Annotated in this window: 18 protein-coding genes, 1 tRNA gene and 1 pseudogene; 8 read left to right on the forward strand and 12 right to left on the reverse strand. The window is 73.9% G+C overall.

The annotated features are described in order from the left end of the window. Positions 1–47: 47 nt before the first annotated feature. Positions 48–1,880 carry a hypothetical protein gene (locus tag ABZ573_RS04470; protein WP_151457020.1) on the reverse strand — a complete coding sequence of 611 codons (1,833 nt, stop codon included), beginning with the start codon at positions 1,878–1,880 and terminating at the stop codon, positions 48–50. 102 nt (positions 1,881–1,982) lie between these two features. Here ABZ573_RS04470 and ABZ573_RS04475 point away from each other — a divergent pair. The 3 genes from ABZ573_RS04475 to ABZ573_RS04485 all read left to right on the forward strand — a co-directional run bounded on the left by ABZ573_RS04475 (position 1,983) and on the right by ABZ573_RS04485 (position 3,826). Continuing rightward, positions 1,983–2,063, forward strand: a tRNA-Leu gene (locus tag ABZ573_RS04475). Positions 2,064–2,174: 111 nt separating this feature from the next. Further along, a complete protein-coding gene (locus ABZ573_RS04480; protein WP_121396533.1) occupies positions 2,175–2,990 on the forward strand; it encodes a Bax inhibitor-1/YccA family protein in 816 nt (271 codons plus the stop codon). 515 nt (positions 2,991–3,505) lie between these two features. After that, complete coding sequence (locus tag ABZ573_RS04485) at positions 3,506–3,826, forward strand: hypothetical protein (RefSeq protein ID WP_358115524.1); 321 nt, start codon at positions 3,506–3,508, stop codon at positions 3,824–3,826. 159 nt (positions 3,827–3,985) lie between these two features. On the opposite strand, the gene ABZ573_RS04490 is transcribed toward ABZ573_RS04485, so the two are convergent. From ABZ573_RS04490 to ABZ573_RS04500, 3 genes and pseudogenes are all read right to left on the reverse strand, one after another. Beyond that, the gene (locus tag ABZ573_RS04490) at positions 3,986–5,248 is read right to left on the reverse strand and encodes an acetyl-CoA C-acetyltransferase (RefSeq protein WP_132233460.1); all 1,263 of its coding nucleotides are present in this window, start codon (positions 5,246–5,248) and stop codon (positions 3,986–3,988) included. Positions 5,249–5,435: 187 nt separating this feature from the next. Then, positions 5,436–6,239, reverse strand: coding sequence for an SGNH/GDSL hydrolase family protein (locus tag ABZ573_RS04495; RefSeq protein WP_132233462.1), 804 nt, complete (start codon positions 6,237–6,239; stop codon positions 5,436–5,438). Further along, positions 6,228–7,288, reverse strand: a pseudogene (locus ABZ573_RS04500) (SGNH/GDSL hydrolase family protein); the annotation flags it as partial. The pseudogene ABZ573_RS04500 and the gene ABZ573_RS04495, both read right to left, overlap by 12 nt. 148 nt (positions 7,289–7,436) lie before the next feature. Between ABZ573_RS04500 and ABZ573_RS04505 the strand changes: the two are divergent. Both ABZ573_RS04505 and ABZ573_RS04510 read left to right on the forward strand, forming a co-directional pair. Then, on the forward strand, positions 7,437–7,793 hold the full coding sequence (locus tag ABZ573_RS04505; protein ID WP_101414212.1) for a YkvA family protein: 357 nt from the start codon (positions 7,437–7,439) through the stop codon (positions 7,791–7,793). 77 nt (positions 7,794–7,870) lie between these two features. Continuing rightward, positions 7,871–9,241 (forward strand): cystathionine beta-synthase, encoded by a 1,371-nt coding sequence (locus ABZ573_RS04510; protein ID WP_132233468.1) that lies wholly within the window; start codon positions 7,871–7,873, stop codon positions 9,239–9,241. Positions 9,242–9,335: 94 nt separating this feature from the next. Here ABZ573_RS04510 and ABZ573_RS04515 read toward each other — a convergent pair whose 3' ends face one another. The 8 genes from ABZ573_RS04515 to ABZ573_RS04550 all read right to left on the reverse strand — a co-directional run bounded on the left by ABZ573_RS04515 (position 9,336) and on the right by ABZ573_RS04550 (position 18,360). Then, positions 9,336–9,845: a GNAT family N-acetyltransferase gene (locus ABZ573_RS04515; RefSeq protein WP_151454231.1), complete on the reverse strand. Its 510-nt coding sequence runs from the start codon at positions 9,843–9,845 to the stop codon at positions 9,336–9,338. Next, entirely contained in the window at positions 9,842–10,771 is a 930-nt protein-coding gene (locus ABZ573_RS04520; protein ID WP_151454230.1) for a ribonuclease Z, read from the reverse strand. The genes ABZ573_RS04515 and ABZ573_RS04520 overlap by 4 nt, the downstream gene beginning before the upstream one ends. A gap of 348 nt (positions 10,772–11,119) precedes the next feature. After that, positions 11,120–12,304 (reverse strand): osmoprotectant NAGGN system M42 family peptidase, encoded by a 1,185-nt coding sequence (locus ABZ573_RS04525; protein ID WP_151454229.1) that lies wholly within the window; start codon positions 12,302–12,304, stop codon positions 11,120–11,122. Next, entirely contained in the window at positions 12,301–14,115 is a 1,815-nt protein-coding gene (gene ngg / locus ABZ573_RS04530) for an N-acetylglutaminylglutamine synthetase (protein WP_358115529.1), read from the reverse strand. The genes ABZ573_RS04525 and ngg overlap by 4 nt, the downstream gene beginning before the upstream one ends. After that, positions 14,112–15,902 (reverse strand): N-acetylglutaminylglutamine amidotransferase, encoded by a 1,791-nt coding sequence (locus ABZ573_RS04535; RefSeq protein WP_358115532.1) that lies wholly within the window; start codon positions 15,900–15,902, stop codon positions 14,112–14,114. Before ABZ573_RS04535 ends, ngg begins: the two co-directional genes overlap by 4 nt. A gap of 332 nt (positions 15,903–16,234) precedes the next feature. Continuing rightward, on the reverse strand, positions 16,235–16,600 hold the full coding sequence (locus ABZ573_RS04540; RefSeq protein ID WP_358115534.1) for a YciI family protein: 366 nt from the start codon (positions 16,598–16,600) through the stop codon (positions 16,235–16,237). A gap of 140 nt (positions 16,601–16,740) precedes the next feature. Further along, positions 16,741–17,412: a peptide-methionine (S)-S-oxide reductase MsrA gene (gene msrA, locus ABZ573_RS04545; RefSeq protein WP_151454225.1), complete on the reverse strand. Its 672-nt coding sequence runs from the start codon at positions 17,410–17,412 to the stop codon at positions 16,741–16,743. A gap of 537 nt (positions 17,413–17,949) precedes the next feature. Further along, positions 17,950–18,360, reverse strand: a complete 411-nt coding sequence (locus ABZ573_RS04550) for an HIT family protein (RefSeq protein WP_327030517.1) — start codon at positions 18,358–18,360, stop codon at positions 17,950–17,952. A gap of 121 nt (positions 18,361–18,481) precedes the next feature. Here ABZ573_RS04550 and ABZ573_RS04555 point away from each other — a divergent pair, with 121 nt between their 5' ends. From ABZ573_RS04555 to ilvA, 3 genes are read left to right on the forward strand one after another with little or no spacing between them, the layout of a single operon-like run. Next, the gene (locus ABZ573_RS04555; RefSeq protein WP_121396518.1) at positions 18,482–19,624 is read left to right on the forward strand and encodes a cystathionine gamma-synthase; all 1,143 of its coding nucleotides are present in this window, start codon (positions 18,482–18,484) and stop codon (positions 19,622–19,624) included. A 15-nt stretch (positions 19,625–19,639) separates the two neighbouring features. Beyond that, positions 19,640–21,037, forward strand: coding sequence for an amidase family protein (locus ABZ573_RS04560; protein ID WP_151454223.1), 1,398 nt, complete (start codon positions 19,640–19,642; stop codon positions 21,035–21,037). 50 nt (positions 21,038–21,087) lie between these two features. Beyond that, positions 21,088–22,308 carry a threonine ammonia-lyase gene (ilvA, locus tag ABZ573_RS04565; protein WP_151454222.1) on the forward strand — a complete coding sequence of 407 codons (1,221 nt, stop codon included), beginning with the start codon at positions 21,088–21,090 and terminating at the stop codon, positions 22,306–22,308. The last annotated feature ends 96 nt before the right edge of the window (positions 22,309–22,404 follow it).

Here is a 22,404-nt window from a genome sequence, read left to right on the forward strand (position 1 = left end):
CTCCGCCTGCGGCGGAGGGGGCTTTTCGCGCGTTCAGCGGGTGCGGGTCAGACGCGCCAGGTCCAGGCGTCGGCGATTCGGGTGGCGGGGCCGTAGAGCTGCTCCAGCGTGCCGCGAAGGCTGTCGGCGTGCGGGGTGCCGTCGGCCAGCGCCACGCAGGAGGCGCCCCAGAACTCCGCGTCCTCCGCGGCCTGCCGGCGCTGTTCGTCCCCGATGACGGGTTGCCCGCCGCGCCTGCCGACCTCGGCCAGCAGGGCCGACGTGGGCTGCGCGTAGGTGCCCATCGCCGCCGTGCCGCCGCGACCGTAAGGGCCGATGAAGAAGCCCTCCGGCATGCCGAACGCCGCGTCGGCGGCGGTCGCCCAGCGCATCGGCCATGGTTGCTTGGGCGTGGCGAGCGGCACCGGCACCAGCACTCCGCCCGGCTCGACGCACTGGCGCCAGTGCCCGCCGGTCACGAACTCGGGCAGCGGCGGGCGCTCGGCGGTGGGCAGCGGGGTCGGCAGCAGCGGCAGCAGCGCCACGCCGACCGCCGCCGGCACCAGGCGGCGGGCCAGGCCGGTGCCGCGCAGCGCCCGGTCGACCGCCAGCACCAGCAGCGTGGCGATGAGCGGGAGCACCGCGAGGGCGAACCGCATCGGCAGCGCACCGTCCACCACGGGCAGCCCCGAGAGCAGGGCGTACGGGCCCGGGACGGCGGTGCGTTCGCCGTCGACGACCACCCGGGGACCGAGCGACAGCGCCCCCGTGACGAGCGTGCCGACCACGCACGCGGTGACCAGCGGGCGGCGGCCCAGCCAGAGCGCGCAGGCGGCGGCGACCAGCAGCAGGGGCAGCCCGAGGAAGGTGTTGTACTCGGCCGGCCCGGTGGTCAGCCGGGCAGCCCCGTCGCCGCCCGCGATCGACAGCGGCGAGACGGTCCACCAGCTGCGCAGGTCCGCCGAGAAGTAGTGCGGGCTGAACATGCCGTCCGAGACGCCCTGCGGGCCGGCGAACTGGAACCACAGCGGCCAGGCCAGTACGACCAGGGCCAGCCCGGCGGCGAGCATCATCCCGGCGGCGAAGCCGGGCAGGGCGCGGCGGGCCAGGTTCCGGTCCGCCACCGCGTAGGTGACCGCCATCACCAGCAGCGTGATCGCGCAGAGGAAGAGCACCTCCTCGCCGACGAAGACCTGCGCGGTGACCGCCGCCGCCAGGCCGACGGCCGAGCTGACCACCCGCCGGCGGTCCGGCCCGTCGGCGGTGCCCGCCGGGTCGGCGGCCCGCAGCATGCGGACCACCAGCCAGACGATCAACGGCACCAGCCACTGCGCGGTCATGTGCAGGTGGCTGTTGGACTGCGAGACCATCCCCGGGCCGAACCCGCAGAGCGCCGCCCCGAGCGCGGCGGCGAGCCGGCGGGCGCGCAGGACCCGGGTGAAGAGCAGGTACCAGGCGATCGCGGTGCCGGCCAGGTTCGCCATGGCCAGCAGGGCGAAGGTCACCGGCGCGCCGAACGACAGGGTCACCGGGGCCAGGAGCACCCCGAGCGCGATGACCGTGGTGTTGGTCATCAGGTTGACCCCGTCCGGCGCGTTGAGCCGCCCGGTGAGCAGGTCGAAGTCGCCGAGCAGCGCCCGCGAGTCGACGGCGAGGAACCACTCGTAGAGGGCCTGGTCCTCCGGGTTGAGCGCCAGGACCCGGGCCGCCGGGTCGGGCCAGAGCCCGTGGGTGAGCCAGCCGGCCAGCGCCACGAAGAGCAGCACGACGGTGACGTCCGCCCGGCGACGGTGGACGGCGGTCAGCAGGCGCGCCGGCCGGAGCCGGCGGGACGGCCGGTCGACGGCGAGGACAGCCTGGTCAGGGACGGCGTCGGGGGCCGTGGGGGCTGCGCTGCTCACGGTCTCGACCCTAGTGCGACCCGCCCGCCGGGGTACGCCGGGTCGCCGCCGACCCGCTACCGTGACACTGCACCACGCGTGTCGACCCGCGCGGTGTCACCCGCCCGGGTGGTGGAACGGCAGACACGGCCGCCTTAAAAGCGGCTGCCGCAAGGCGTGCGGGTTCGACCCCCGCCCCGGGCACGCCGCACTCTCAGCTTCCGCTCAGCTTGGCGATCTCCACGGGACTGTCCTGGGCGTTTACTCTTGGGGGTGCACGTTCACGTGCAACGACCCCCTGAGGGAGGCCTGACAGTGAAGACTTCGAACCCGGTGCTCGCCCGGCTCGGCCAGGCGGCCGAGCGGGAGCGCTCCGCCGGGTACGCCCCGACCGGGCCGTACGGACAGCCCGGCTATCCACAGCAGTACCCGACGGAGGCCGGCTACCCGGCGGCCCCGCCGACCGTCAACACCATGTCGATCGACGACGTGGTGGTCAAGACCGTCACGCTCCTCGGCATCCTCGGCGTCTCCGCCGCGGCCGCCTGGGTGCTGGTGCCCGATGCGCTGCTCGGCGCGGCCTGGATCGGCGCGGCGGTGGTCGGCCTGGTCCTCGGCCTGATCATCTCGTTCTCCCGGATGGCGAACCCGGCGCTGGTCGTCGCGTACGCCGTCGTCGAGGGCGTCTTCGTCGGCATGGTCAGCAAGTTCTTCAACTCGCTCTACGACGGCATCGTGGTCCAGGCGGTGACCGCCACGTTCGGTGTCTTCTTCGTGATGGCCATGCTCTACAAGGCGAAGGTCATCCGGGCCACCCCGAAGTTCGTCAAGGGCATGATCGCCGTGATGGCGGGTCTCTTCGCCGTCATGCTGATCAACCTCGTGTTCGCGCTCTTCGGCGTGAACACCGGCCTGCGCGACGGCAGCCCGCTGGCGATCGGGTTCAGCCTGGTCTGCATCGTGGTCGCCTCGCTGAGCTTCGTGCTCAGCTTCAAGGAGGTCGAGGACGGCGTCCGGATGGGGCTGCCCCAGCGCTACTCCTGGGTCGCCGCCTTCGGCATCCTGGTCAGCCTGGTCTGGCTCTACATCGAGATCCTGCGCCTGCTGAGCTACTTCCAAGGCGACGACTGACAGTCGCCCGCGACCGACCGGTGCCCGCCCCCGCATCCGCGAGGGCGGGCGCCGTCGTCTACCCCGCTCGCCCCACCCCTCGCTCGCTCCCCCGCTCGTCTACCCCGCTCGCCCCCACCCCCACTCGCCCCGATCTCCGCGCGAACCGTCCCTGGGCCCGGCCCTCGCCCCACCCTGGCCGCCGATCCCGCCCAACCCTCCCGCCCCGCAGCCCTGCCCCCACCTCTCGCCGTCGATCATGCAGTTGTGGTGCCCCGCGAAAGGGGCGAAAGCGCCTCAGTCGCCCACCACAAGTCCATGATCGACGGACCGGACCGGACCGGACCGGACCGGGCTGGGCTGGGGCGGGCTGGGCTGGGGCATGCCGGGGCCGGGGCAGGGCGGGCCGGGGCCGGGCGGGGCCGGGCGGGGCCAGGGCATGCCGGGGCGGGGCCAGGGCAGGCAGGACCCGGGCGGGCAGGGCGGGGTCGGGGTGCGGGGCGGGGAGGCGGGGCGGGGGTTCGTAGACTTTGGGTGTGGGTGGTGGGGAGTTGGGGCGGGCGGTGGAGTTGTTGGTGCGCCAGGTCGGGCACTGGCAGCAGCCCCGCTGGGCGGCCACAGCCGCCGGTGGCAACGTGTCCCGCGCCGATCTCGTGCACCGGCTGGTGCAGGAGATCGCCAACCTGGCCGCCGACGTCGAGGGCGGACCCCGGCGGACGGTGCCCCGGCTCGACAACGACCTGGCGCTGCCCGACCAGCTCCGGGTGGTGGCCGCCGACCTGGTCGCCGCCGCCCCGCCGCCGGAGGTGCTGGCGCGGGCCGCCGCCGAGGTGACGGCGACCCGCGACGTTCTCTAGCGCGACGGCAACCCGCGACGCTCTCTAAGGGTGACGGCGACCCACAGCCCGCCGGAATTCACCATGACCGACGACCGCGTCCGGGCTCCGGCCGGGCGGCGAGGTCCGCTCGGGACGACCCCGGCGCCCGGCCGGGCAGCCCGTGGTGGCGCCGTCCGCTCAGCTCAGGCGCTCGACGACCATGGCCATGCCCTGGCCGCCGCCCACGCACATGGTCTCCAGGCCGATCGTCTTGTCGTGCCAGTCCAGGGCGTTGAGCAGGGTGCCGGTGATCCGGGCGCCGGTCATGCCGAACGGGTGCCCAACGGCGATCGCGCCACCGGCGACGTTCAGCTTCTCGAGCGGGATGCCGAGCTGGCGGTACGAGGGGATCACCTGCGCGGCGAACGCCTCGTTGATCTCCACCAGGTCGACGTCGTCGATGGTCATGCCGGCCCGCTTGAGCGCCTGCCGGGTGGCCTCGACCGGGCCGAGGCCCATGATCTCCGGCGAGAGGGCGGTCACGCCGGTGGAGACGATCCGGGCCAGCGGCGTGATGCCGAGGTCCCTGGCCCGCTGGGCGCTCATGATCACCACGGCGGCGGCGCCGTCGTTCAGCGGGCAGCAGTTGCCGGCGGTGATGCGACCGTCCGGACGGAACACCGGCTTCAGCCCGGAGACGCCCTCCAGGGTGACCCCGGCGCGCGGGCCGTCGTCAGTGCCGACCACCGTGCCGTCCGGCGTGGTGACCGGGGTGATCTCCCGGGCCCAGAAGCCGTCGGCGATGGCCTTCTCGGCGAGGTTCTGGCTGCGTACGCCGAACTCGTCCATGTCGGCGCGGGTCACGTCGTACACCTGGGCCAGGTTCTCGGCGGTCTGCCCCATGGTCAGGTAGATGTCCGGCAGCTCGCCGGCCTCGCGCGGGTCGGTCCAGACCGGGGCCCCGCCCTGCGCGCGGGCCTTGGAACGCTCGGCCGCGGCGGCGAAGCGCGGGTTCTCCCAGCCGCCGCCGACCAGCGCCTGCGCCTCCTTCGGCAGCCCGTCGGAGTTGCCGCGGGCGTACCGGGAGACGGTCTCCACGCCGGCGGAGACGAACACGTCGCCCTCGCCGGCCCGGATCGCGTGCATCGCCATCCGGGTGGTCTGCAGCGACGACGCGCAGTAGCGGGTGAGCGTCGCGCCGGGCAGGGTGTCCAGGCCCATCAGGGTGGCGACCACCCGGGCCATGTTGAAGCCCTGCTCGCCGCCGGGCAGACCGCACCCCAGGTAGAGGTCGTCGATCTCGGTCGGGTCGAGCTGGGGAACCTTGTCCAGGGCGGCCCGCACGATGGTCGCGGCGAGGTCGTCCGGGCGGACGTCGCGCAGGGAACCCTTGTGTGCCCGGCCGATGGGGGAGCGGGCGGTGGCGACGATGACGGCGTCGCGGGACGACTCAGTCGGCATGAACCAACGTTAACCCGTCGGTAACTTCGGGCGGAAGCTGCCCGCCGGCCGGGAAATGTCACGCCCGGCGGGACAGCGGGGACAGCCGGCGGTCAGTGCCGGGAGCCGGCCACCGTGCCCGGCCGGGACGGCGGGTGGACCAGCGCTGGCACGCGGGCACCGCGTCCGTGCGGGGACGGCCGGCGGGTCACTGCCGGGAGGCGACCGCCGCGGCGGCGGCGACGGCCGGCAGCAGGGCGTGCGCCCAGACCCGGTAGCCGTCGGCGGAGGGGTGGTAGCCGTCGTGGCACAGCGTCCCGGCGTCGGCCCGGAACACGGCGCCGGTCTCGGTGGCCAGGTCGACCACCGTGCCGCCGGCGTCGAGCACCGCCGCCGCCTGGGCGCGGGCCACCCGCCGCCCCGACCAGCCGACCACGTTGCGCAGCGGCGGCGCGATGGCGCGTACGGCGCCCAGGTCGGGGCACGTGCCGACGACCACCTCCACCCGGGCCTCGCGGAGCCGGTGCACGGCCGCCCCGAGGTAGGCGGCGGCCTCCACCGGGCGACGCAGGGTGGTGGCGTCGTTCGCCCCGATCAGGATCACCGCCACGTCGGGGCGCTCGCCGAGCAGCGCCCGGGCCACCTGGGTGGCCAGGTCGGTCGAGCGTGAGCCGGAGACGCCGACGCTGGACAGGTGCACCCGGCGACCGCTCGGGCCCTCGGCGAGCAGGTTGGCCAGCTGCCCGCCGATGGTCTCGTCGAGGCGGCCGACCCCGACGCCGAGGGCGGACGAGTCGCCGAGCAGCACCAGGCGCAGCGGCGGCGCGTCGGCCCGCCCGACCGTGGCGCGCAGGGCGAGCGCCAGCTCCGGCTGGGCGTACCGGCGGTGCCGGGCGGCGAAGGCCTGACCGGCGAGGACGGCGGCGCCGCCGACCGTGCCGGCGATGAGGCTGAGCGTCGCCGCCCGGCCCAGTCGATTGGCGAGCCCCGAGGGGATGAAGCGCTCGCTCATGCCAGTCCCTCCAGTGTGGGTGAGTCGGCGGCGGGGCTGGGCTGCGGCGCCGCGCCGACACCGAAGAAGGCCCGTCGGCGCAGTTGCGCCCACCGGCCGGCGGGGCCGCGCTCGCGCCCCCTGACCCGGGTGCCGCTGACCTCGGTGCCCGCGTGGCGGGCCGCCTCCTGGGCGGCCTGCGGCAGCGAGCGCACGCCCTCGTCCCGGACGAGGGTCGGGCGGCGTTCCTGCCCCGCACCGAGCGCGGACAGCACGGTCGGCAGCAGGGCGGCGGCGGCCATCGCGTAGCCCTCCGCCGAGGGGTGGAAACGGTCCCAGGCGAACATCCGGGTCGGCTCCGCCGTGAACCGGGGACCGAGCAGGTCGCCGAGGGAGACCGTCCAGCCGCCGGCCTCGACCACGGCCACCGTCTGGGCGGCGGCGAGCTGCCGGCTCCAGTGCCGGGCCAGCCACCGCAGCGGCGGCTGGATCGGCCGGATCGCGCCCAGGTCGGGGCAGGTGCCGACGACCACCTCGCAGCCGGCCGCGCGCAGCGTGCGGACCGCGTCGACCAGGTAGCGCACCGCCAGGGCGAACGGTGCGCGGTTGGTCACGTCGTTGCCGCCGATCAGGATCACCGCGACGTCGGGCTGGCACTCCAGCGCCGCCTCCACCTGGTGCCGCAGCACCGCCGAGATGGCGCCCACCACGGCGAAGCGGTGCAGCCGGACGGGGCGTTGCAGGCGGCGGGACAGCCCGGTGGCGAGCAGGGCGCCGGGCGTCTCCCGGCGGCGGTGCACGCCGTAGCCGGCGGCCGACGAGTCGCCGAGCACGACGACGGTGACCGGCGGGCCGGGCAGCTTCGCGCCGTAGACGCCGTCGCAGCGCGGCGGGGGCGCCTCGGCCATCGGGATCGTGCGGCGGGCCTGCCGGGCCTGCCCGAGGAGCACGCCGCCGGTCGCCACCACGGCCGCGGCGGTGGCGCCCGTGCCGATCGCCGCGAGGCGGGCGACCTGCCGGGCGCGCTGCCAGCGCGGACCAACCGGGACGACGGAACCAGCGACCCCCATACAGCGACATTATCGCGCCGGCACGACACACCGCTGTCGTCGTGTCGGCTCGCGGGTGCCTGGAAGGCGACGCTCCTGGGTACCTGTACGGGTGACCGGGGGACGGTTGCGCGGGCACGCCACCCTGGCACGTGGAGAGGGGCCGAACATGGGGAAGACATTGAAGCGCACGGCGGCGTTCAGCGCGCTGGCCCGGGCACTCGCGGCCGGGTCGCGGGGCGGGCCGTCGCTCGGGGCGCGGCTTGGCGCGCTGCCGCGGATGATCCGGGCCACCACCCGGGGGGAGTACGACGGCGGCCTGCGGCTGGCCCTGATGACCGCGGCGACGGCGTACATCGTCTCGCCGGTCGACCTGCTTCCCGAGATCCCGCTGGCGATCTTCGGGCTGGCCGACGACGCGGTCATGGTGACCTGGCTGGCCGGCAGCGTGCTGGCCGAGACCGAGCGGTTCCTGGAGTGGGAGGCCCGGCGCAGCTCGGTGATCCCCGGACACGTGGCGTCCTGAACCCACGTACCCTGGGGCGTCGAGAAGACGTCTGCCCGGCCGCCGCCGGCGGCGCCGGAGGAGAAGGGCACAACGAGGTGCGGTACTACGACAACGTCGTCGAGCTGATCGGCAACACCCCGCTGGTACGGCTGCGCAACGTCACGGCCGGGATCCAGGCCACCGTGCTGGCGAAGGTGGAGTACCTCAACCCGGGCGGCTCGGTGAAGGACCGGATCGCGCTGCGGATGGTGGAGGACGCGGAGAAGGCGGGCATCCTCCAGCCGGGCGGCACGATCGTCGAGCCGACCAGCGGAAACACCGGCGTCGGGCTGGCGCTGGTGGCGCAACTGCGGGGCTACAGGTGCGTCTTCGTCTGCCCCGACAAGGTCAGCCAGGACAAGCAGGACGTGCTGCGCGCGTACGGCGCGGAGGTGGTGGTCTGCCCGACCGCCGTCGCGCCGGAGGACCCGCGCTCCTACTACAACGTCTCCGACCGGCTGGCCCGGGAGATCCCCGGCGCGTGGAAGCCGAACCAGTACAGCAACCCGGCCAACCCGCGCTCGCACTACGAGACCACCGGCCCCGAGCTGTGGGAGCAGACCGGGGGCGAGCTCACCCACTTCGTGGCGGGCGTCGGCACCGGCGGCACCATCTCCGGCATCGGGCGCTACCTGAAGGAGGCGTCGGAGGGGCGGGTCAAGGTCGTCGGCGCCGACCCGGAGGGTTCCGTCTACTCCGGCGGCACCGGCCGGCCGTACCTGGTCGAGGGTGTCGGCGAGGACTTCTGGCCGGAGACGTACGACCGGGGTGTCGCCGACGAGATCATCGAGGTCTCCGACAAGGCGTCCTTCGAGATGACCCGGCGGTTGGCGCGCGAGGAGGGGCTGCTGGTCGGCGGCTCCTGCGGGATGGCCGTCGTGGCCGCCCTGGAGGTGGCCCGCAAGGCCGGCCCGGACGACGTGGTCGTGGTGCTGCTGCCGGACAGCGGCAAGGGCTACCTGTCCAAGATCTTCAACGACACCTGGATGGCCCGGTACGGCTTCCTGGACAACTCGGGCACCGAGCCGACGGTCGCCGACGCGCTCGCCGGCAAGCCGGGCGGCCTGCCCGAGCTGGTGCACGTGCACCCGACCGAGACGGTCCGCGACGCGATCGACTACATGCGCGAGTACGGCGTCTCGCAGCTCCCGGTACTCAAGGCCGAGCCCCCGGTGGTGACCGGCGAGGTGGCCGGCTCGATCGCCGAGAAGGACCTGCTCGACGCGCTCTTCACCGGCCAGGCGCACCTGCACGACACCATCGAGCGGCACATGGCCGAGCCGCTGCCGATGATCGGCGGCGGGCAGCCGGTGAGCGAGGCGGTCGGCCTCCTGGAGAAGTCCGACGCCGCCCTGGTGCTGGTCGACGGCAAGCCGAAGGGCGTCCTCACCCGGCAGGACCTGCTGGCCCACCTCGGCGCCCGCTGACCCGGACGACGTCCGCACGAGGGCCCTTCCCCGCCCGGGGAGGGGCCCTCGCCGTGCCTGCCGCGCCCGCGCCGGAGGGCAGGCACACCCTCGCTCAGAGCCCTCGGGCGTACCGGAGTTGGGACGTGACCGCCGGGCCGATGTGCTCGTCGCGTTCGGTGCCGGTGGGGGTCCAGCCGCCGCGCTCGTAGAAGCGCCGGGCGTGCGCGTTGTCCCGCAGCACCCAGAGGACCGCGCGGGACCAGCCGCGGGCGCGCATGGCGTCCAGGGCATCGACCATCAGGGTGCGCCCGGTGCCCCGGCCGCGTTCGGCGGGTTCGAGGTGGATGGCGTTGAGCAGGCCGGTCACCGGGTCGCCCTCGTCGTCCGGGCCGAGATAGCTGAAGCCGACCAGCCGGCCGGCGCGCTCGGCCACCGTCATCCGGTGCTCGTCCCGCTCCCACGTCCACCGCTCGGTCCAGTACGCGCCCATCGCCTCGGGCGTCGGGTCGGCCAGCGCCCGCGCCGGCAGGAAGGACGCGTAGGCGGCGACCCGGGAACGCTGGTGCAGCGCGCCCACCGCCATCAGGTCGTCGACGGTGGCGGGGCGCAGGGTGACCGTCACCCGGCCGAGGCTACCCGCCGGGGCGGAACCTGCACGGTCGTCAGGTCCTCGGCGATCACCAGGTCGCCGTCGAAGTGCGCGCGGGCCTCGTCGGCGAAGCGGGCCGGGTCGGCGTACCGCTGGGAGAAGTGGGTGAGCACGAGCCGGCGTACGCCCGACTCGGCCGCCACCCGCGCGGCCTGGCCCGCCGTGAGGTGCCCGACCTCGGCGGCCAGCGCGGCCTCCGAGTCGAGGAACGTCGACTCGATGACCAGCAGGTCGGCGTGCTCGGCGAGGGCGTACACCCCGTCGCAGAGGCCGGTGTCCATGACGAAGGCGAACCGCTGTCCGGGCCGGGGCACGCTCACCTCGTCGCGGGTGACGCGGCGCCCGTCGACGTCGAGGTGGCCGACGCGGATCAGCTCCCCGACCGCCGGCCCGGCGATGCCGTACGCGGCCAGCCGCTCCGGCAACATCCGGCAGCCGTCCGGCTCGACGAGGCGGTAGCCGTACGTCTCGATCGGGTGCCGCAGCCGGCGGGCCTCCAGCGTGCCGACGCCCAGCGTGATGCGCTGCCCGTCGGACTCGATGGGCTCGACGCGCAGCTCGGCGGTCTCGTGGAAGCTGGCGGCGTGCCGCAGCCGCGCGAAGTATTCCGCGCCGCCGGCCGGGAAGTGCACCGCCACCGGGTGCGGCACCCGGTCGAGGGAGAGCCGCTGGATGGTGCCGGGCAGGCCGAGGCAGTGGTCGCCGTGGAAGTGGGTGACGCAGATCCGGGTCAGGTCGGTGGCGGTGACCGTGGTGTGCAGGAGCTGCCGCTGGCTGCCCTCGCCCGGGTCGAAGAGGATCACCTCGCCGTCCCAGCGCAGCACGTACCCGTTGTGGTTGCGCTGCCGGGTGGGGGCCTGGCTGGCCGTCCCGAGCACCACCAGCTCGCGCATCGACACGGTGACCTCCGGCTGCGTCGGCCAACCGGCCTGCGGAAAGGGTCGACCCCCGGGGCTTCCGTGCTCGCGCACGGGCCGGCTGGACTGGGCCGGCACCCCGGGGGTCGGGTGGCTGTCGTGGTTTCGCCGCACCGCTGCCACACGGTCTCGACGATGGTGCTGTGTTGCCCGCCTCGCGGCGGACGGTTTCACTGTCGAGGACAGCGGCTAGCGGACAGCCACCTCACGAGTCCGATTGCTATACAAGTCTGGACCACCTCCTTTCCCGTGTACCGCCACGCTATCCAGCCCGCGCGCCGCCGGCAACGGATTTCGATCACACAGCGCCGGGGAATGGCGGGCCGGCGCTCAGGTGTTCTCGGCGATGCCGATCGGGCCCTCGCGGGGGCCCTCCTCGCTGGCCGGCTGCACGGCCAGCGACGGGAAGTCGGCCAGGTCGCCCTCCGGCTCGGCGTCCCACTCGGGGAAGACCAGGTCGCTCTGGAGGTAGAGGCAGAGCAGCTGGGTGAGCTGGCGCAGGCCCTCCAGGTGGGTGCGCTCGTGCCCGTGGGTGGCGTCCACGCCGAAGCCGAGCAGCGCCACCCGGGCGTGCGCGCCGGCCTCCACCGCCGCCGCCACGTCCGAGCGGTAGTACTCGAAGACGTCCCGGACCAGGTCCACCCCGTGCTCGGCGGCGATCGAGGCCAGGTTGCGGGTCAGGTGGTAGTCGAACGGGCCCACGCCGTCGCCCATGGCCAGCGTGGCCGCGTCCTCGCGGGACTGCTGGCCGGGCGCCACCACCGCGGCGTCCACGGAGACGATCTCCGCCACGTCGGGGTCGAGCCCGTGCGACGCCCCGTGCCCGATCTCCTCGGTCACGGTGACCAGCAGGTGCGCGGTGACCGCCGGGCGTACGCCGGCGTCGACCATCGCCTTGAGGGCGGTGAGGACCGCCGCCACGCCGGCCTTGTCGTCCAGGTGCCGGGACTTGACGTACCCGCTGGGGGTGATCGTCGGGTTCGGCAGGAACGCCACGAAGTCGCCCGCGTCGATGCCGAGGGCGCGCAGTCCGGCGATGTCCTCGACCGGCTCGTCGACCCGGACCTCGACGTGCTGCCAGCCGACGCCCTGGAGGTCCACGTCGTCGTTGTAGCGGTGGCCGCTGGCCTTGAGCGGCAGCACCTGGCCGGTGATCACCCGCTCCAGGTCGTCGGTGAAGATCCGCACGTGCGCGCCCTCGGCGAACCGGGCGCTGTGCGTACCGATCGTCTTCAGCTCCAGCCGGCCGTTCTCCTTCAGCCGCTTCACCATGCCGCCGATGGTGTCGGTGTGCACCACGATCGCCCGGTCGGCGCCCGTCGAGCGGGGGCCGGGCAGGCAGGCGCTCAGCGCGCCGCGGCGGGTCAGCGTGGAGGGGATGCCGAGCGCGGAGAGCCGCTCGCCGACGTACTGCTGCACGTGGTCCGTACGCCCCGACGGGCTCGGGATCTCCAGCAGCTCCACCAGCACCTGGCGCAGGTAGTCCAGGTCGATCTCCAGGGGCCTCGGGCTCACGCGGCACCTCCCGGGCCGGCCGGGGTCCAGAGCCGCTGCGGCGCCCGGGTGCCGGGGAAGAGCAGGTCCACGAAGCGCTCGGCGGTCGGCTGCGGTTCGTGGTTGGCCAGGCCGGGCCGCTCGTTGGCCTCGATGAACACGTGCTCCGGGTGGTCCGGGGCGCCGACCAGCAGGTCCAGCCCGGTGACCGGGATGTCCAGCGCCCGGCTGGCCGCCACACACGCCTCGGCGATCGCGGGGTGCAGCTCGGCGGTGACGTCGTGGATGGTGCCGCCGGTGTGCAGGTTCGCGGTCCGGCGTACGGCCAGCACCTGCCCCTCGGGCAGCACGTCGTGCAGCTCGTGGCCGGCCTCGGCGAGCACGTCGCGGGTCATGTCGTCGAGCGGGATGCGGGACTCGCCACCGGTGGCGGCGGCCCGACGGCGGCTCTGCCGCTCGATCAGCTCGGCGATGTCGTGCACCCCGTCGCCGGTGATCGAGGCGGGGCGCCGGACGGCGGCGGCCACCACCTCGTGGTCGATGACGACGACGCGCAGGTCCTCGCCGGCGCGCATCTCCTCGATCAGCACGTCGGGGCAGAACCGGGCGGCCAACTCGACGGCGGCGGCCAGCGCCTCGGGAGTGCGTACGCCCACCGTGATGCCGTTGCCCTGCTCGCCGCGCGCCGGCTTCACCACCACCCGGCCGACCTCGGCGAGGAAGGCGACGTCGTCCTCGCCGCCGGTGGCGGTCCGGCCGCGCGGCACGGAGAGCCCCGCCTCGGTGAGGATCCGGCGGGTGACCCGCTTGTCGTCGCAGCGGCTCATCGCCACCGCCGAGGTCAGCTCCGACAGCGACTCGCGGGTCAGCACGGTCCGCCCGCCGCTGCTCAGCCGCAGCTCACCCCAGGCGGGGTCGGTGACCTCCACCCGGATGCCGCGCCGCATCGCCTCGTCGGCGACGATCCTGGCGTACGGGTTGAGCTGGTCGTACCCCTCGGGCATGGCGGGCAGGAAGAGCCGCTCGTTGATCGGGTTCTTCCGCTTCACACAGAGCGTCGCCGTCCGGTAGAAGCCGAGCCGCTCGTAGAGCCGGATCGCCCCGCCGTTCTCGGCGAGCACGGACAGGTCCACGTACGCCCGGCCCCGCTCGACCAGCCGGGCGGCCAGCGCGGTGATCAGCGCCTGGCCGGTGCCCGGCGGCGCGGTGTTGAAGTCGACGGTGAGGCACCACAGGCTGGCGCCGTTCTCCGGGTCGTCGAAGACCGCGACGTGGTCGACGCCGGTGATGGTGCCGACGATCTCGCCGGTGGTGTCCTCGGCGACCAGGTGCAGGAACCGGTCGGTGCGCGCGTTGGCGACGAGCACGTCGACCCCGGCGGTGACCATGCCGTTGCGGGCGTAGATCCGGTTGACCGCGTCCGCGTCGGCGGCGTCGGCCAACGGGCGGATGGTCAGCCCCGGCACGTCGCCGTCGCCGGTCGGACGGTCACCGTCGAGCGGCAGCCGGTAGGTCAGCGACGGATCGATGAACAGCTCGTCGGGCAGCCGGGACACCAGCACGTGCGGGTCGCGCAGGTAGATGCAGATGTCCCGGGAACCGGCGGCCTCGGAGCGCAGCACGGCGGCGACGGCGGCCTGGTCGACGAAGGTCTGCCCGAAGACGAGCCGCCCCCAGCCGCAGTCCAGCACCACGTCGGTGTCGCCCTCCCGGGTCGCCGGCTCCGCCGGCTCCGGCGCCATCGGATCGCCGCCGGGGCCCACCCGCTCCCGTCGCCGGCTGTTGCGCGACCGGTCGGTCCGGGCCGCGCCGGTCGCCAGGGTGTCGGTCACGGTGAGTCGATTCCGTGGCTCTGGAGCCACATTTCCAGGAGTCCGAGTTGCCACAGCTTGTTTCCGTTCAACGGGGTCAGTTCGGCGTTCGGGTCGGCGAGCAGGGCGTCGACGTAGTCGGCGCGGAACAGGTCGCGGCGGCGGGCCTCGGGCGCGGAGAGCGCGTCGCGTACCCGGTCGAGGAGCTTGCCCTCCAGGTGGGTGAGGCCGGGTACGGGGAAGTAGCCCTTCGGCCGGTCGATGACCTCGTGCGGCAGCACCCGGCGGCCGATCTCCTTGAGCACGCCCTTGCCGCCCTGGGCCAGCTTCAGCTCCGGCGGGCAGCTCGCGGCGAGCTCGACGAACTCGTGGTCGAGGAACGGCACGCGGGCCTCCAGCCCGTGCGCCATCGTCATGTTGTCCACCCGCTTGACCGGGTCGTCGGTCAGCATGACCTGGGTGTCGATCCGCAGGCCGGCGTCGACGGCGGTCTCCGCCCCGGCGCGGCCGAGGTGCGCGGCCACGAACTCCCGCGCCGGGTCGCCGTCGGTCAGCCAGGCCGGGTTCAGCACCCGGGCCAGCCCGGCCGCGTCCCGGTCGAAGAAGGCCCCGGCGTACGTGTCGAGCGCCCGGTCCCGGCCGACCCGGGCGAGCGGCGGGTACCAGTGGTAGCCGCCGAGGATCTCGTCCGCGCCCTGGCCGGACTGGACGACCTTGACGTGCTGCGACACCACCTCGCTGAGCAGGTAGAACGCCACGCAGTCGTGGCTGACCATCGGCTCGGACATCTTGGCGACGGCCGCCTCCAGCGGCGGCACCAGGTCGGCGGCGGCCACCCGGATCTGGTGGTGGTCGGTGTCGAACGTCTTCGCGACGAGGTCGGAGTAGCGGAACTCGTCGCCCTCCCGGCCGCCGACCGCGTCGAAGCCGATCGAGAAGGTGGACAGCCCGCGCTGGCCCTCGCCGGCGAGCAGGGCGACCACCAGGCTGGAGTCCAGCCCGCCGGAGAGCAGCACGCCGACCGGCACGTCGGCGACCATCCGCCGCCGTACGGCCGTGGTCAGCGACTCCAGCAGGGCGTCCTGCCAGTCCTTCTCGGACCAGCCGGCCCGCTCGGCGGAGCGGGTGAAGGACGGGTCCCAGTAGACCCGCTCGGAGGTGCGGCCGTCCGCCTCGTAGACCCGTACGGTCGCCGGGGGCAGCTTGGTGACGCCGCGCAGGATGGTGCGCGGCGGCGGCACGATGCTGTGGAAGCTCAGGTAGTGCGCGAGCGCGACCGGGTCGATGCCGGTGTCGACGCCGCCCCCGGCCAGCAGCGCGGGCAGGGTGCTGGCGAAGCGCACCGCGCCGGGCGTCTCGGCCAGGTAGAGCGGCTTGATGCCGAGCCGGTCCCGGGCCAGCACCAGCCGGCCGGTGTCCCGCTCGCTGATCGCCACGGCGAACATGCCGATCAGGTGGTCGACGAAGTCGAGCCCCCACTCGGCGTACGCCTTGAGCACGACCTCGCTGTCGCCGGAGGAGAAGAACCGGTGGCCCTTGGCCTGGAGTTCCTCGCGCAGCTCGCGGTAGTTGTAGATGCACCCGTTGAAGACGCCGGTCAGTCCCGCACCGGGGTCGACCAGCGGTTGCCCGCTCGCGGCGGAGAGGTCGATGATCTTCAGGCGGCGGTGTCCGAGGGCCGTCGGGCCCTGGGCCCAGACGCCGCTGTCGTCGGGCCCCCGGTCGCTCATCGTGGCCGCCATGCGCTCCACCGCTGCCACGTCGGCGCGTGAGCCGTCACGGCGGAACTCTCCCGCAAGTCCGCACATGCCAGGCAATGCTGCCAGAGGGAAACGAGGATTGCCCGTTGAGCTGATAACAGTTTCTTGAAGTTTTGCTACACTGCGCGATTCCGTCACAGCACGTGTCGGCTCCGGCGGCGGACCGCGTCAGGAGTGGCGGATGGGGCGGTTTCCGCCCGGCGGCGGATGTGATCGATTGCTCAGTCTCGGAAGCGCCGAGGCCGGCGCGACAGGTGCCGCGCCGGCCTCCGTGACGGTGCCGGTGGTCCCGCCCCGAGCGGGGTTCAGCCCGAGGTGCGGGCGACGCCGACCGGGCAGCTCAGCCCGTTCGGGCCGTGGTCGCCGTGTCGACTCCCCACTCACTCGTCACCGGGTTGCGGGATGTGGCCGAACCGTCGGACCTCCTGGGGCCAGCCGCATGCTTCCGCGAGCCTGCCGGCCCACATCCGGGCCGTTTCCACGTCGGCCACGTCCACCACGGTCAGCCCGCCCAGCCACTCCTTGGTCTCGACGTAGGGCCCGTCGGTGAACACCAATGAGCCGCTCGTGGCGTCGGCACTGAAGACGGGGGTGTCCCCTTCCTCCAGGCCCCCGGCGAACATGTACGCCCCGGCCGCCTTCATCTCTTCCACGACCGCCATGGCGAGTGGCCCCCGCGCGCGGAACCACTCCTCAGTGTGGTCACCCACCCACTGCTGGTTGAAGTAGATGAGGTACTCGGCCATGTCTGCTCCCTAGTCTCGGGCGGACCTTTGTCTGCCACCATCTCCGCTACGAACGGCGTCGAGCGGATACGACACTCGGGCGGGAAATTTGCACCTCGATGTCGGCGGGGGAGCGGTGGCGGCCGGCTCTGTCCAGGAGGCTAGTGAAGGTCGGACGGCACCCGGGCGACGCCGACCGGGCAGCTCAGCCCGTTCGGGCCGTGGTTGCAATAACCGTTCGGGTTCTTCGTGGGCGCCAAATACTGCTGGTGCATGTCCTCGGCGAAGTAGTACTCGCCGAGCCGGTCGATCTCGGTGGTGATCTCGCCCTTGCCGGCCCGCGCCACGATCGGTGCGAACGCGTCCCGGGACGCCTGGGCGGTGGCGAGCTGCTCGTCCGTGGTCACGTAGATCGTCGACCGGTACTGGGTGCCCACGTCGTTGCCCTGGCGCATGCCCTGGGTCGGGTCGTGGTTCTCCCAGAAGACCTTCAGCAGGTCCTCGTAGCTGATCGTGGCGGGGTCGTAGACCACCTGGACCACCTCGGCGTGCCCCGTCATCCCCGAGCACACCTCCTCGTACGTCGGGTTCGGCGTGATGCCGCCCGCGTAGCCGGCGGACGTGGTGATCACACCCGGCAGCGTCCAGAACAGCCGCTCGGCGCCCCAGAAGCAGCCCATGCCGAACACGGCCACCTGGGCGCCTTCCGGGAAGGGACCCTTGAGCGGGGTGCCCAGCACCTCGTGCCGGTCCGCGATCGGCATCGCGATCAGGCGACCCGGCAGGGCCTGGTCGGAGGTGGGCAGTTCGGCCTTCATGCGGCGCAGGAACACGGTGGGACTCCTCTCGTAACTCTCCCAGCGTGCAACACCGCCGGATCCGCCTTCCTTACCCGCTCCACCCACACTCAGGCGACCGCCGCCCAGGAGAAGGTCAAAGCCGTCCCCCGGGTAGCGGTGGCGCGCTCGGGCCGGTCACGCCTGCCACCCGCTCCGTCGCTCTCGGTGACATGGCCCGCTGGCCGCGCCTCCCTCGCCTCACCCGCTTTGCTCTGCATCCCTATATGCAGCAGTCACGCTGGGTGGTGACTGGTGCTGTCGCGGCGGCGCGGGCGTTTCGTGTCGTGGCAGGTCAGTGGCCTGGTGCGGATATGGCTGCAGAGCAAAGGGCGCGAGATGGCACCCGGAGCGCCCCGCGCGCCCGTCGCAGAGCGTGACGCATGGTCATCGTTACTGTATGTGACGAAGGGTGTCGAGAGGTGCGCGTCAGGGGAGTCCTGCCGCCCGCCACGCCTGCCCCGCTTCGCGTGGGCTGTCGCGTTCGCCCCGGTTCTCCGCCCGCTCCGCCCGCCTCCGGGCGGCTGGGGCGCGTCAGAGGGCTGCGGTGATGCGGGCGGCGTAGGTCTCGGCCTCGGCGTCGTCGGCGTAGCGGGTGCGCGGCCAGAAGAAGCCGCGCAGGCCGTCGCCCTTCGTGCGTGGCACGACGTGCGTGTGCAGGTGCGGGACGGACTGGGAGACCTTGTTGTTCATCGCCACGAACGTCCCACCGGCCTCCGTGCCGGTCTCGACGGCGACCGCGAGCCGCCGCACCAGGCCGAAGTAGCCGGCCAGCGCCTCGGCGGGCAGGTCGGCCAGGGCGATCAGGTGCGTGCGCGGCACCACCAGCACGTGCCCCTTGAAGACCGGCCGGGTGTCCAGGAACGCCACCCCGTCGGGCTCGTCGGCGACCCGGAAGGCGGGAGTCTCGCCGGCCACGATCCCGCAGAACACGCACCCGCTCATCCGTCCAGGCTATGCCGGCCGCCCGGATGGGAGACGTCCCCGCGCCGGCCCGCCGCCGTGGGCGCGGACCCGACAGCACCGTTCCGTTCCAGCCTTCGGGACGGGGGATTAGCCTCACGGGATGAGTCACGGCTTCGACACGCTCGCCATCCACGCCGGCCAGGACCCCGAGGCCCGCACCGGCGCGGTGATCCCACCGATCTACCAGACCAGCACCTACGCCCAGGACGCCGTCGGCGCGCCCCGGCTGGGCTACGAGTACAGCCGCTCCGGCAACCCGACCCGCGACGCCCTCCAGGAGTGCCTCGCCGCGCTGGAGGGCGGCCCGGTCGGGCTCGCCTTCGCCAGCGGCCTGGCCGCCGAGGACACCCTGCTGCGTACCGTCTGCAAGCCGGGCGACCACGTGGTGATCCCCGACGACGCGTACGGCGGCACGTACCGGCTCTTCGCCCGGGTGGCCGAGCGCTGGGGGCTGGACTTCACGCCGGCGAAGGTCTCCGACCCCGACGCGATCCGGGCCGCCGTCGAGCCGGGCCGGACCCGGATCGTCTGGGTGGAGACGCCCACCAACCCGCTGCTCGGCATCGCCGACATCGCCGCGCTGGCCGGCGTCGCGCACGACGCGGGCGCCCTGCTGGTCGTCGACAACACGTTCGCCTCGCCGTACCTCCAGCAGCCGATCGCGCACGGCGCGGACGTGGTGGTGCACTCGACCACCAAGTACATCGGCGGCCACTCCGACGTGGTCGGTGGCGCGCTGGTCGCGGCCGACGCCGGGCTCGGCGAGGAGCTGCGCTACCACCAGAACGCGATGGGCGCCATCAACGGACCCTTCGACGCGTGGCTGACCCTGCGCGGCATCAAGACCCTGGGCGTACGCATGGACCGGCACTGCGACAACGCCGAGCGGATCGCGGCCTATCTGGACGGGCACGCCAAGGTCGGTCAGGTGATCTACCCGGGGCTTCCCGCGCACCCGGGCCACGAGGTGGCCGCGAAGCAGATGCGCCGCTTCGGCGGCATGATCTCGTTCCGGGCCGCCGGCGGCGAGGAGCACGCCGTCGAGATCTGCAACCGGACGAAGCTCTTCATCCTCGCCGAGTCGCTCGGCGGCGTGGAATCCCTGATCGAGCACCCGGGCCGGATGACACACGCAAGTGCTGCCGGCTCGCCGCTTGAAGTTCCCGGCGATCTCGTGCGACTGTCTGTCGGCATCGAGACGGTCGACGACCTGCTCGCCGATCTGGAGCAGGCGCTGGGCTGACCGCTGGCTGGGAGGGTGGCCGTGCAGGACATCATGCCGACCTGGGTGGGGGCGACCGCCAAGCAGATCGCCCGGGGCGTACGCCGGGGCGACGTCACGGCCACCCAGGTCGTCGCCGACCACCTGGACCACATCGCCCGGGTCGACGCCGACCTCGCCGCGTTCCGCACGGTACGCGGCGGGGAGGCGATCACCGAGGCGGAAAAGGTCGACGAGCAGGAGGACCTGGCCAACCTCCCGCTGGCCGGGGTGCCGGTGGCGGTCAAGGAGAACACCGCCGTCGCCGGTCTGCCCACCTGGAACGGGTCGGCGGCGGTGCGTACGCCGGTGGCCGAGGCCGACCACGAGGTGGTCCGGCGGCTGCGCGGTGCCGGCGCGGTGATCCTCGGGGTGACCCGGATGCCGGAGCTCGGCCTCTGGGGCCTCACCGACGACGAGACGGCCGTGACCCGCAACCCCTGGGACACCCGGCGTACCCCCGGGGGCTCGTCCGGCGGCGCGGCCGCGGCCGTGGCCGCCGGCCTGGTGCCGATCGCCCACGGCAACGACGGCCTCGGCTCGATCCGCATCCCGGCGGCCTGCTGCGGCCTGGTCGGGCTCAAGCCGGGCCGGGGCGTGGTCCCGTGCCAGCTCGGCGCGGACGACTGGTTCGGGCTGACCGAGCACGGCATGCTGACCAGCACGGTCGCCGACGCGGCCGTCGGCTTCTCGGTGCTGGCCGGCCGCCGCCCGGACAAGCTGGTGCCGCCGCAGCGGCTGCGGGTGGGCGTCTCGCTCCGCTCGCCGGTGCGGGGCGTGCACGCCGACGCCCCCAACCGGGACGCGGTCGCCGCCGCCGGCCGGCTGCTCGCAGGCGCGGGGCACGACACGGTGCCGGCCGACCCGGTCTACCCGACGGCCCTGGGGCTCCAGGGCATCGCCACCTGGCTCGCCGCGGCCGCCGCCGACGTCCGCGCCGCCGGGCTGGACCGGCGCGGCCTCCAGCGGCGCAGCCGCCGGCACGTCGCCCTCGGCGAGTGGGCGCAGCGGCGCGGGTACGTCCGGGAGGCCGACCGGGCCGCCTGGCGTGAGCGGTCGATCGGCTTCTTCGCCGACCACTCGATCGACCTGCTGCTCACGCCGGCCCTGGCGACCGTGCCACCGGAGGCCGACGGCTGGTCCGGCCGGTCCTGGCGGGCCAACATGCTGACCAGCATCCGGTACGCCCCGTTCGCCGCGCCGTGGAACATCGCCGGCCTGCCTGCGCTGGTGGTGCCGGTCGGCCGCCGCCCGGACGGGCTGCCGGTCGCCGTGCAGCTGATCGGCCCGCCCGGCAGCGAGCTGCTGCTGCTCGGCATCGCCGGCCAGTTCGAGATGCAGGCACCCTGGTCCCGGCACGCCCCCGGCTACCCGCGGATCCCCGCCCCCGTCTGAGGGGTGGCGTGCCGCGCGTCGGCGCGGGTGGCGGGTGGCACGATCAGGGCATGACGGAACTGGTCGGTCTCGCCGACGTACGGGCCGCGCGGGAACTTCTCGCCGACGTCGTCCGCACCACCCCGCTGGAGCCCTCCCGGCCGCTCAGCGCGGCGCTGGGCGGGCCGACGTGGCTCAAGTGCGAGAACCTGCAACGCGCCGGCTCGTACAAGGTGCGCGGCGCGTACGTGCGGATCTCCCGGCTGTCGGAGGCGGAGCGGGCCGACGGAGTCGTCGCGGCGAGCGCCGGCAACCACGCCCAGGGTGTCGCGCTCGCCGCCGGCCTCGTCGGTACGCACGCCACGGTCTTCATGCCGGTGAACGCGCCCCTGCCAAAGGTCGCCGCCACCAAGGGCTACGGCGCCCAGGTCGAGCTGGTCGGCAACACCGTCGACGAGTCCCTGGTCGCGGCGCAGAACTACGCCGAGCGGACGGGCGCGACGCTGATCCACCCGTTCGACCACCGGGACGTGATCGCCGGCCAGGGCACGGTGGCACTGGAGATCCTCGAACAGTGTCCCGAGGTCAGGACGATCATCACGGGGGTGGGCGGCGGCGGGCTGGTCTCCGGCATGGCGGTGGCGGCCAAGGCGCTGCGGCCCGACGTGCGGATCATCGGGGTGCAGGCCGCCGGCGCCGCCGCCTTCCCGCCCTCCCTGGTGGCCGGCGAGCCGGTACGCCTCCCGTCGTTCGGCACCATCGCGGACGGCATCGCCGTCGGCCGGCCGGGGGAACTGACCTTCACGCACGTCCGCAAGCTGGTGGACGAGATCGTCACGGTCTCCGAGGAGGACATCTCCCGGGCGCTGCTGATGCTGCTGGAGCGGGGCAAGCAGGTGGTGGAGCCGGCCGGCGCGGTGGGCGTGGCCGCGCTGCTGGCGGGCGTCGTCGAGGTGCAGGCGCCGGTGGTGGCGGTGCTCTCCGGCGGCAACATCGACCCGCTGCTGATGTTGCGGGTGATCGAGCACGGCCTCGCCGCCGCCGGACGCTACCTGCGGGTGACGGTGCGCTGCTCGGACCGCCCCGGCCAGCTCGCGTCGCTGCTCGGCGAGATCGCCGAGCACCGGGCGAACGTGGTGGACGTGGAGCACCAGCGGGCCAATCCGCACCTGCGCCTGGGCGAGGTGGAGGTGGCCCTGTCGGTGGAGACCCGGGGGGTCGAGCACTCCGACACGCTGATCAGCGCGTTGCGGGCCAGCGGCTACCAGGTGGTCTTCGCCGGCGAGGCGTGACACCGGGACCGGTGCCACGCCTCGCGGGGTCGCTCGTCGTCGCCCGGCCGGATCGGCGCTCGGGCGGCCGTGTCGCCAGCCCGGGCCGCCCCGGCC

It is taken from the genome of Micromonospora sp. NPDC007220 (genome assembly GCF_040634035.1).
GTDB lineage: Bacteria > Actinomycetota > Actinomycetes > Mycobacteriales > Micromonosporaceae > Micromonospora > Micromonospora reichwaldensis.

Coding starts and splice junctions, on each gene's coding strand:
- ABZ573_RS04490 (WP_132233460.1), bottom strand. CDS start 5,248: ATGCCGACTGAGTCGTCCCGCGACGCCGTCATCGTCGCCACCGCCCGC.
- ABZ573_RS04495 (WP_132233462.1), bottom strand. CDS start 6,239: ATGAGCGAGCGCTTCATCCCCTCGGGGCTCGCCAATCGACTGGGCCGG.
- ABZ573_RS04505 (WP_101414212.1), top strand. CDS start 7,437: ATGGGGAAGACATTGAAGCGCACGGCGGCGTTCAGCGCGCTGGCCCGG.
- ABZ573_RS04535 (WP_358115532.1), bottom strand. CDS start 15,902: ATGTGCGGACTTGCGGGAGAGTTCCGCCGTGACGGCTCACGCGCCGAC.
- ABZ573_RS04540 (WP_358115534.1), bottom strand. CDS start 16,600: ATGGCCGAGTACCTCATCTACTTCAACCAGCAGTGGGTGGGTGACCAC.
- ABZ573_RS04550 (WP_327030517.1), bottom strand. CDS start 18,360: ATGAGCGGGTGCGTGTTCTGCGGGATCGTGGCCGGCGAGACTCCCGCC.
- ABZ573_RS04555 (WP_121396518.1), top strand. CDS start 18,482: ATGAGTCACGGCTTCGACACGCTCGCCATCCACGCCGGCCAGGACCCC.
- ilvA (WP_151454222.1), top strand. CDS start 21,088: ATGACGGAACTGGTCGGTCTCGCCGACGTACGGGCCGCGCGGGAACTT.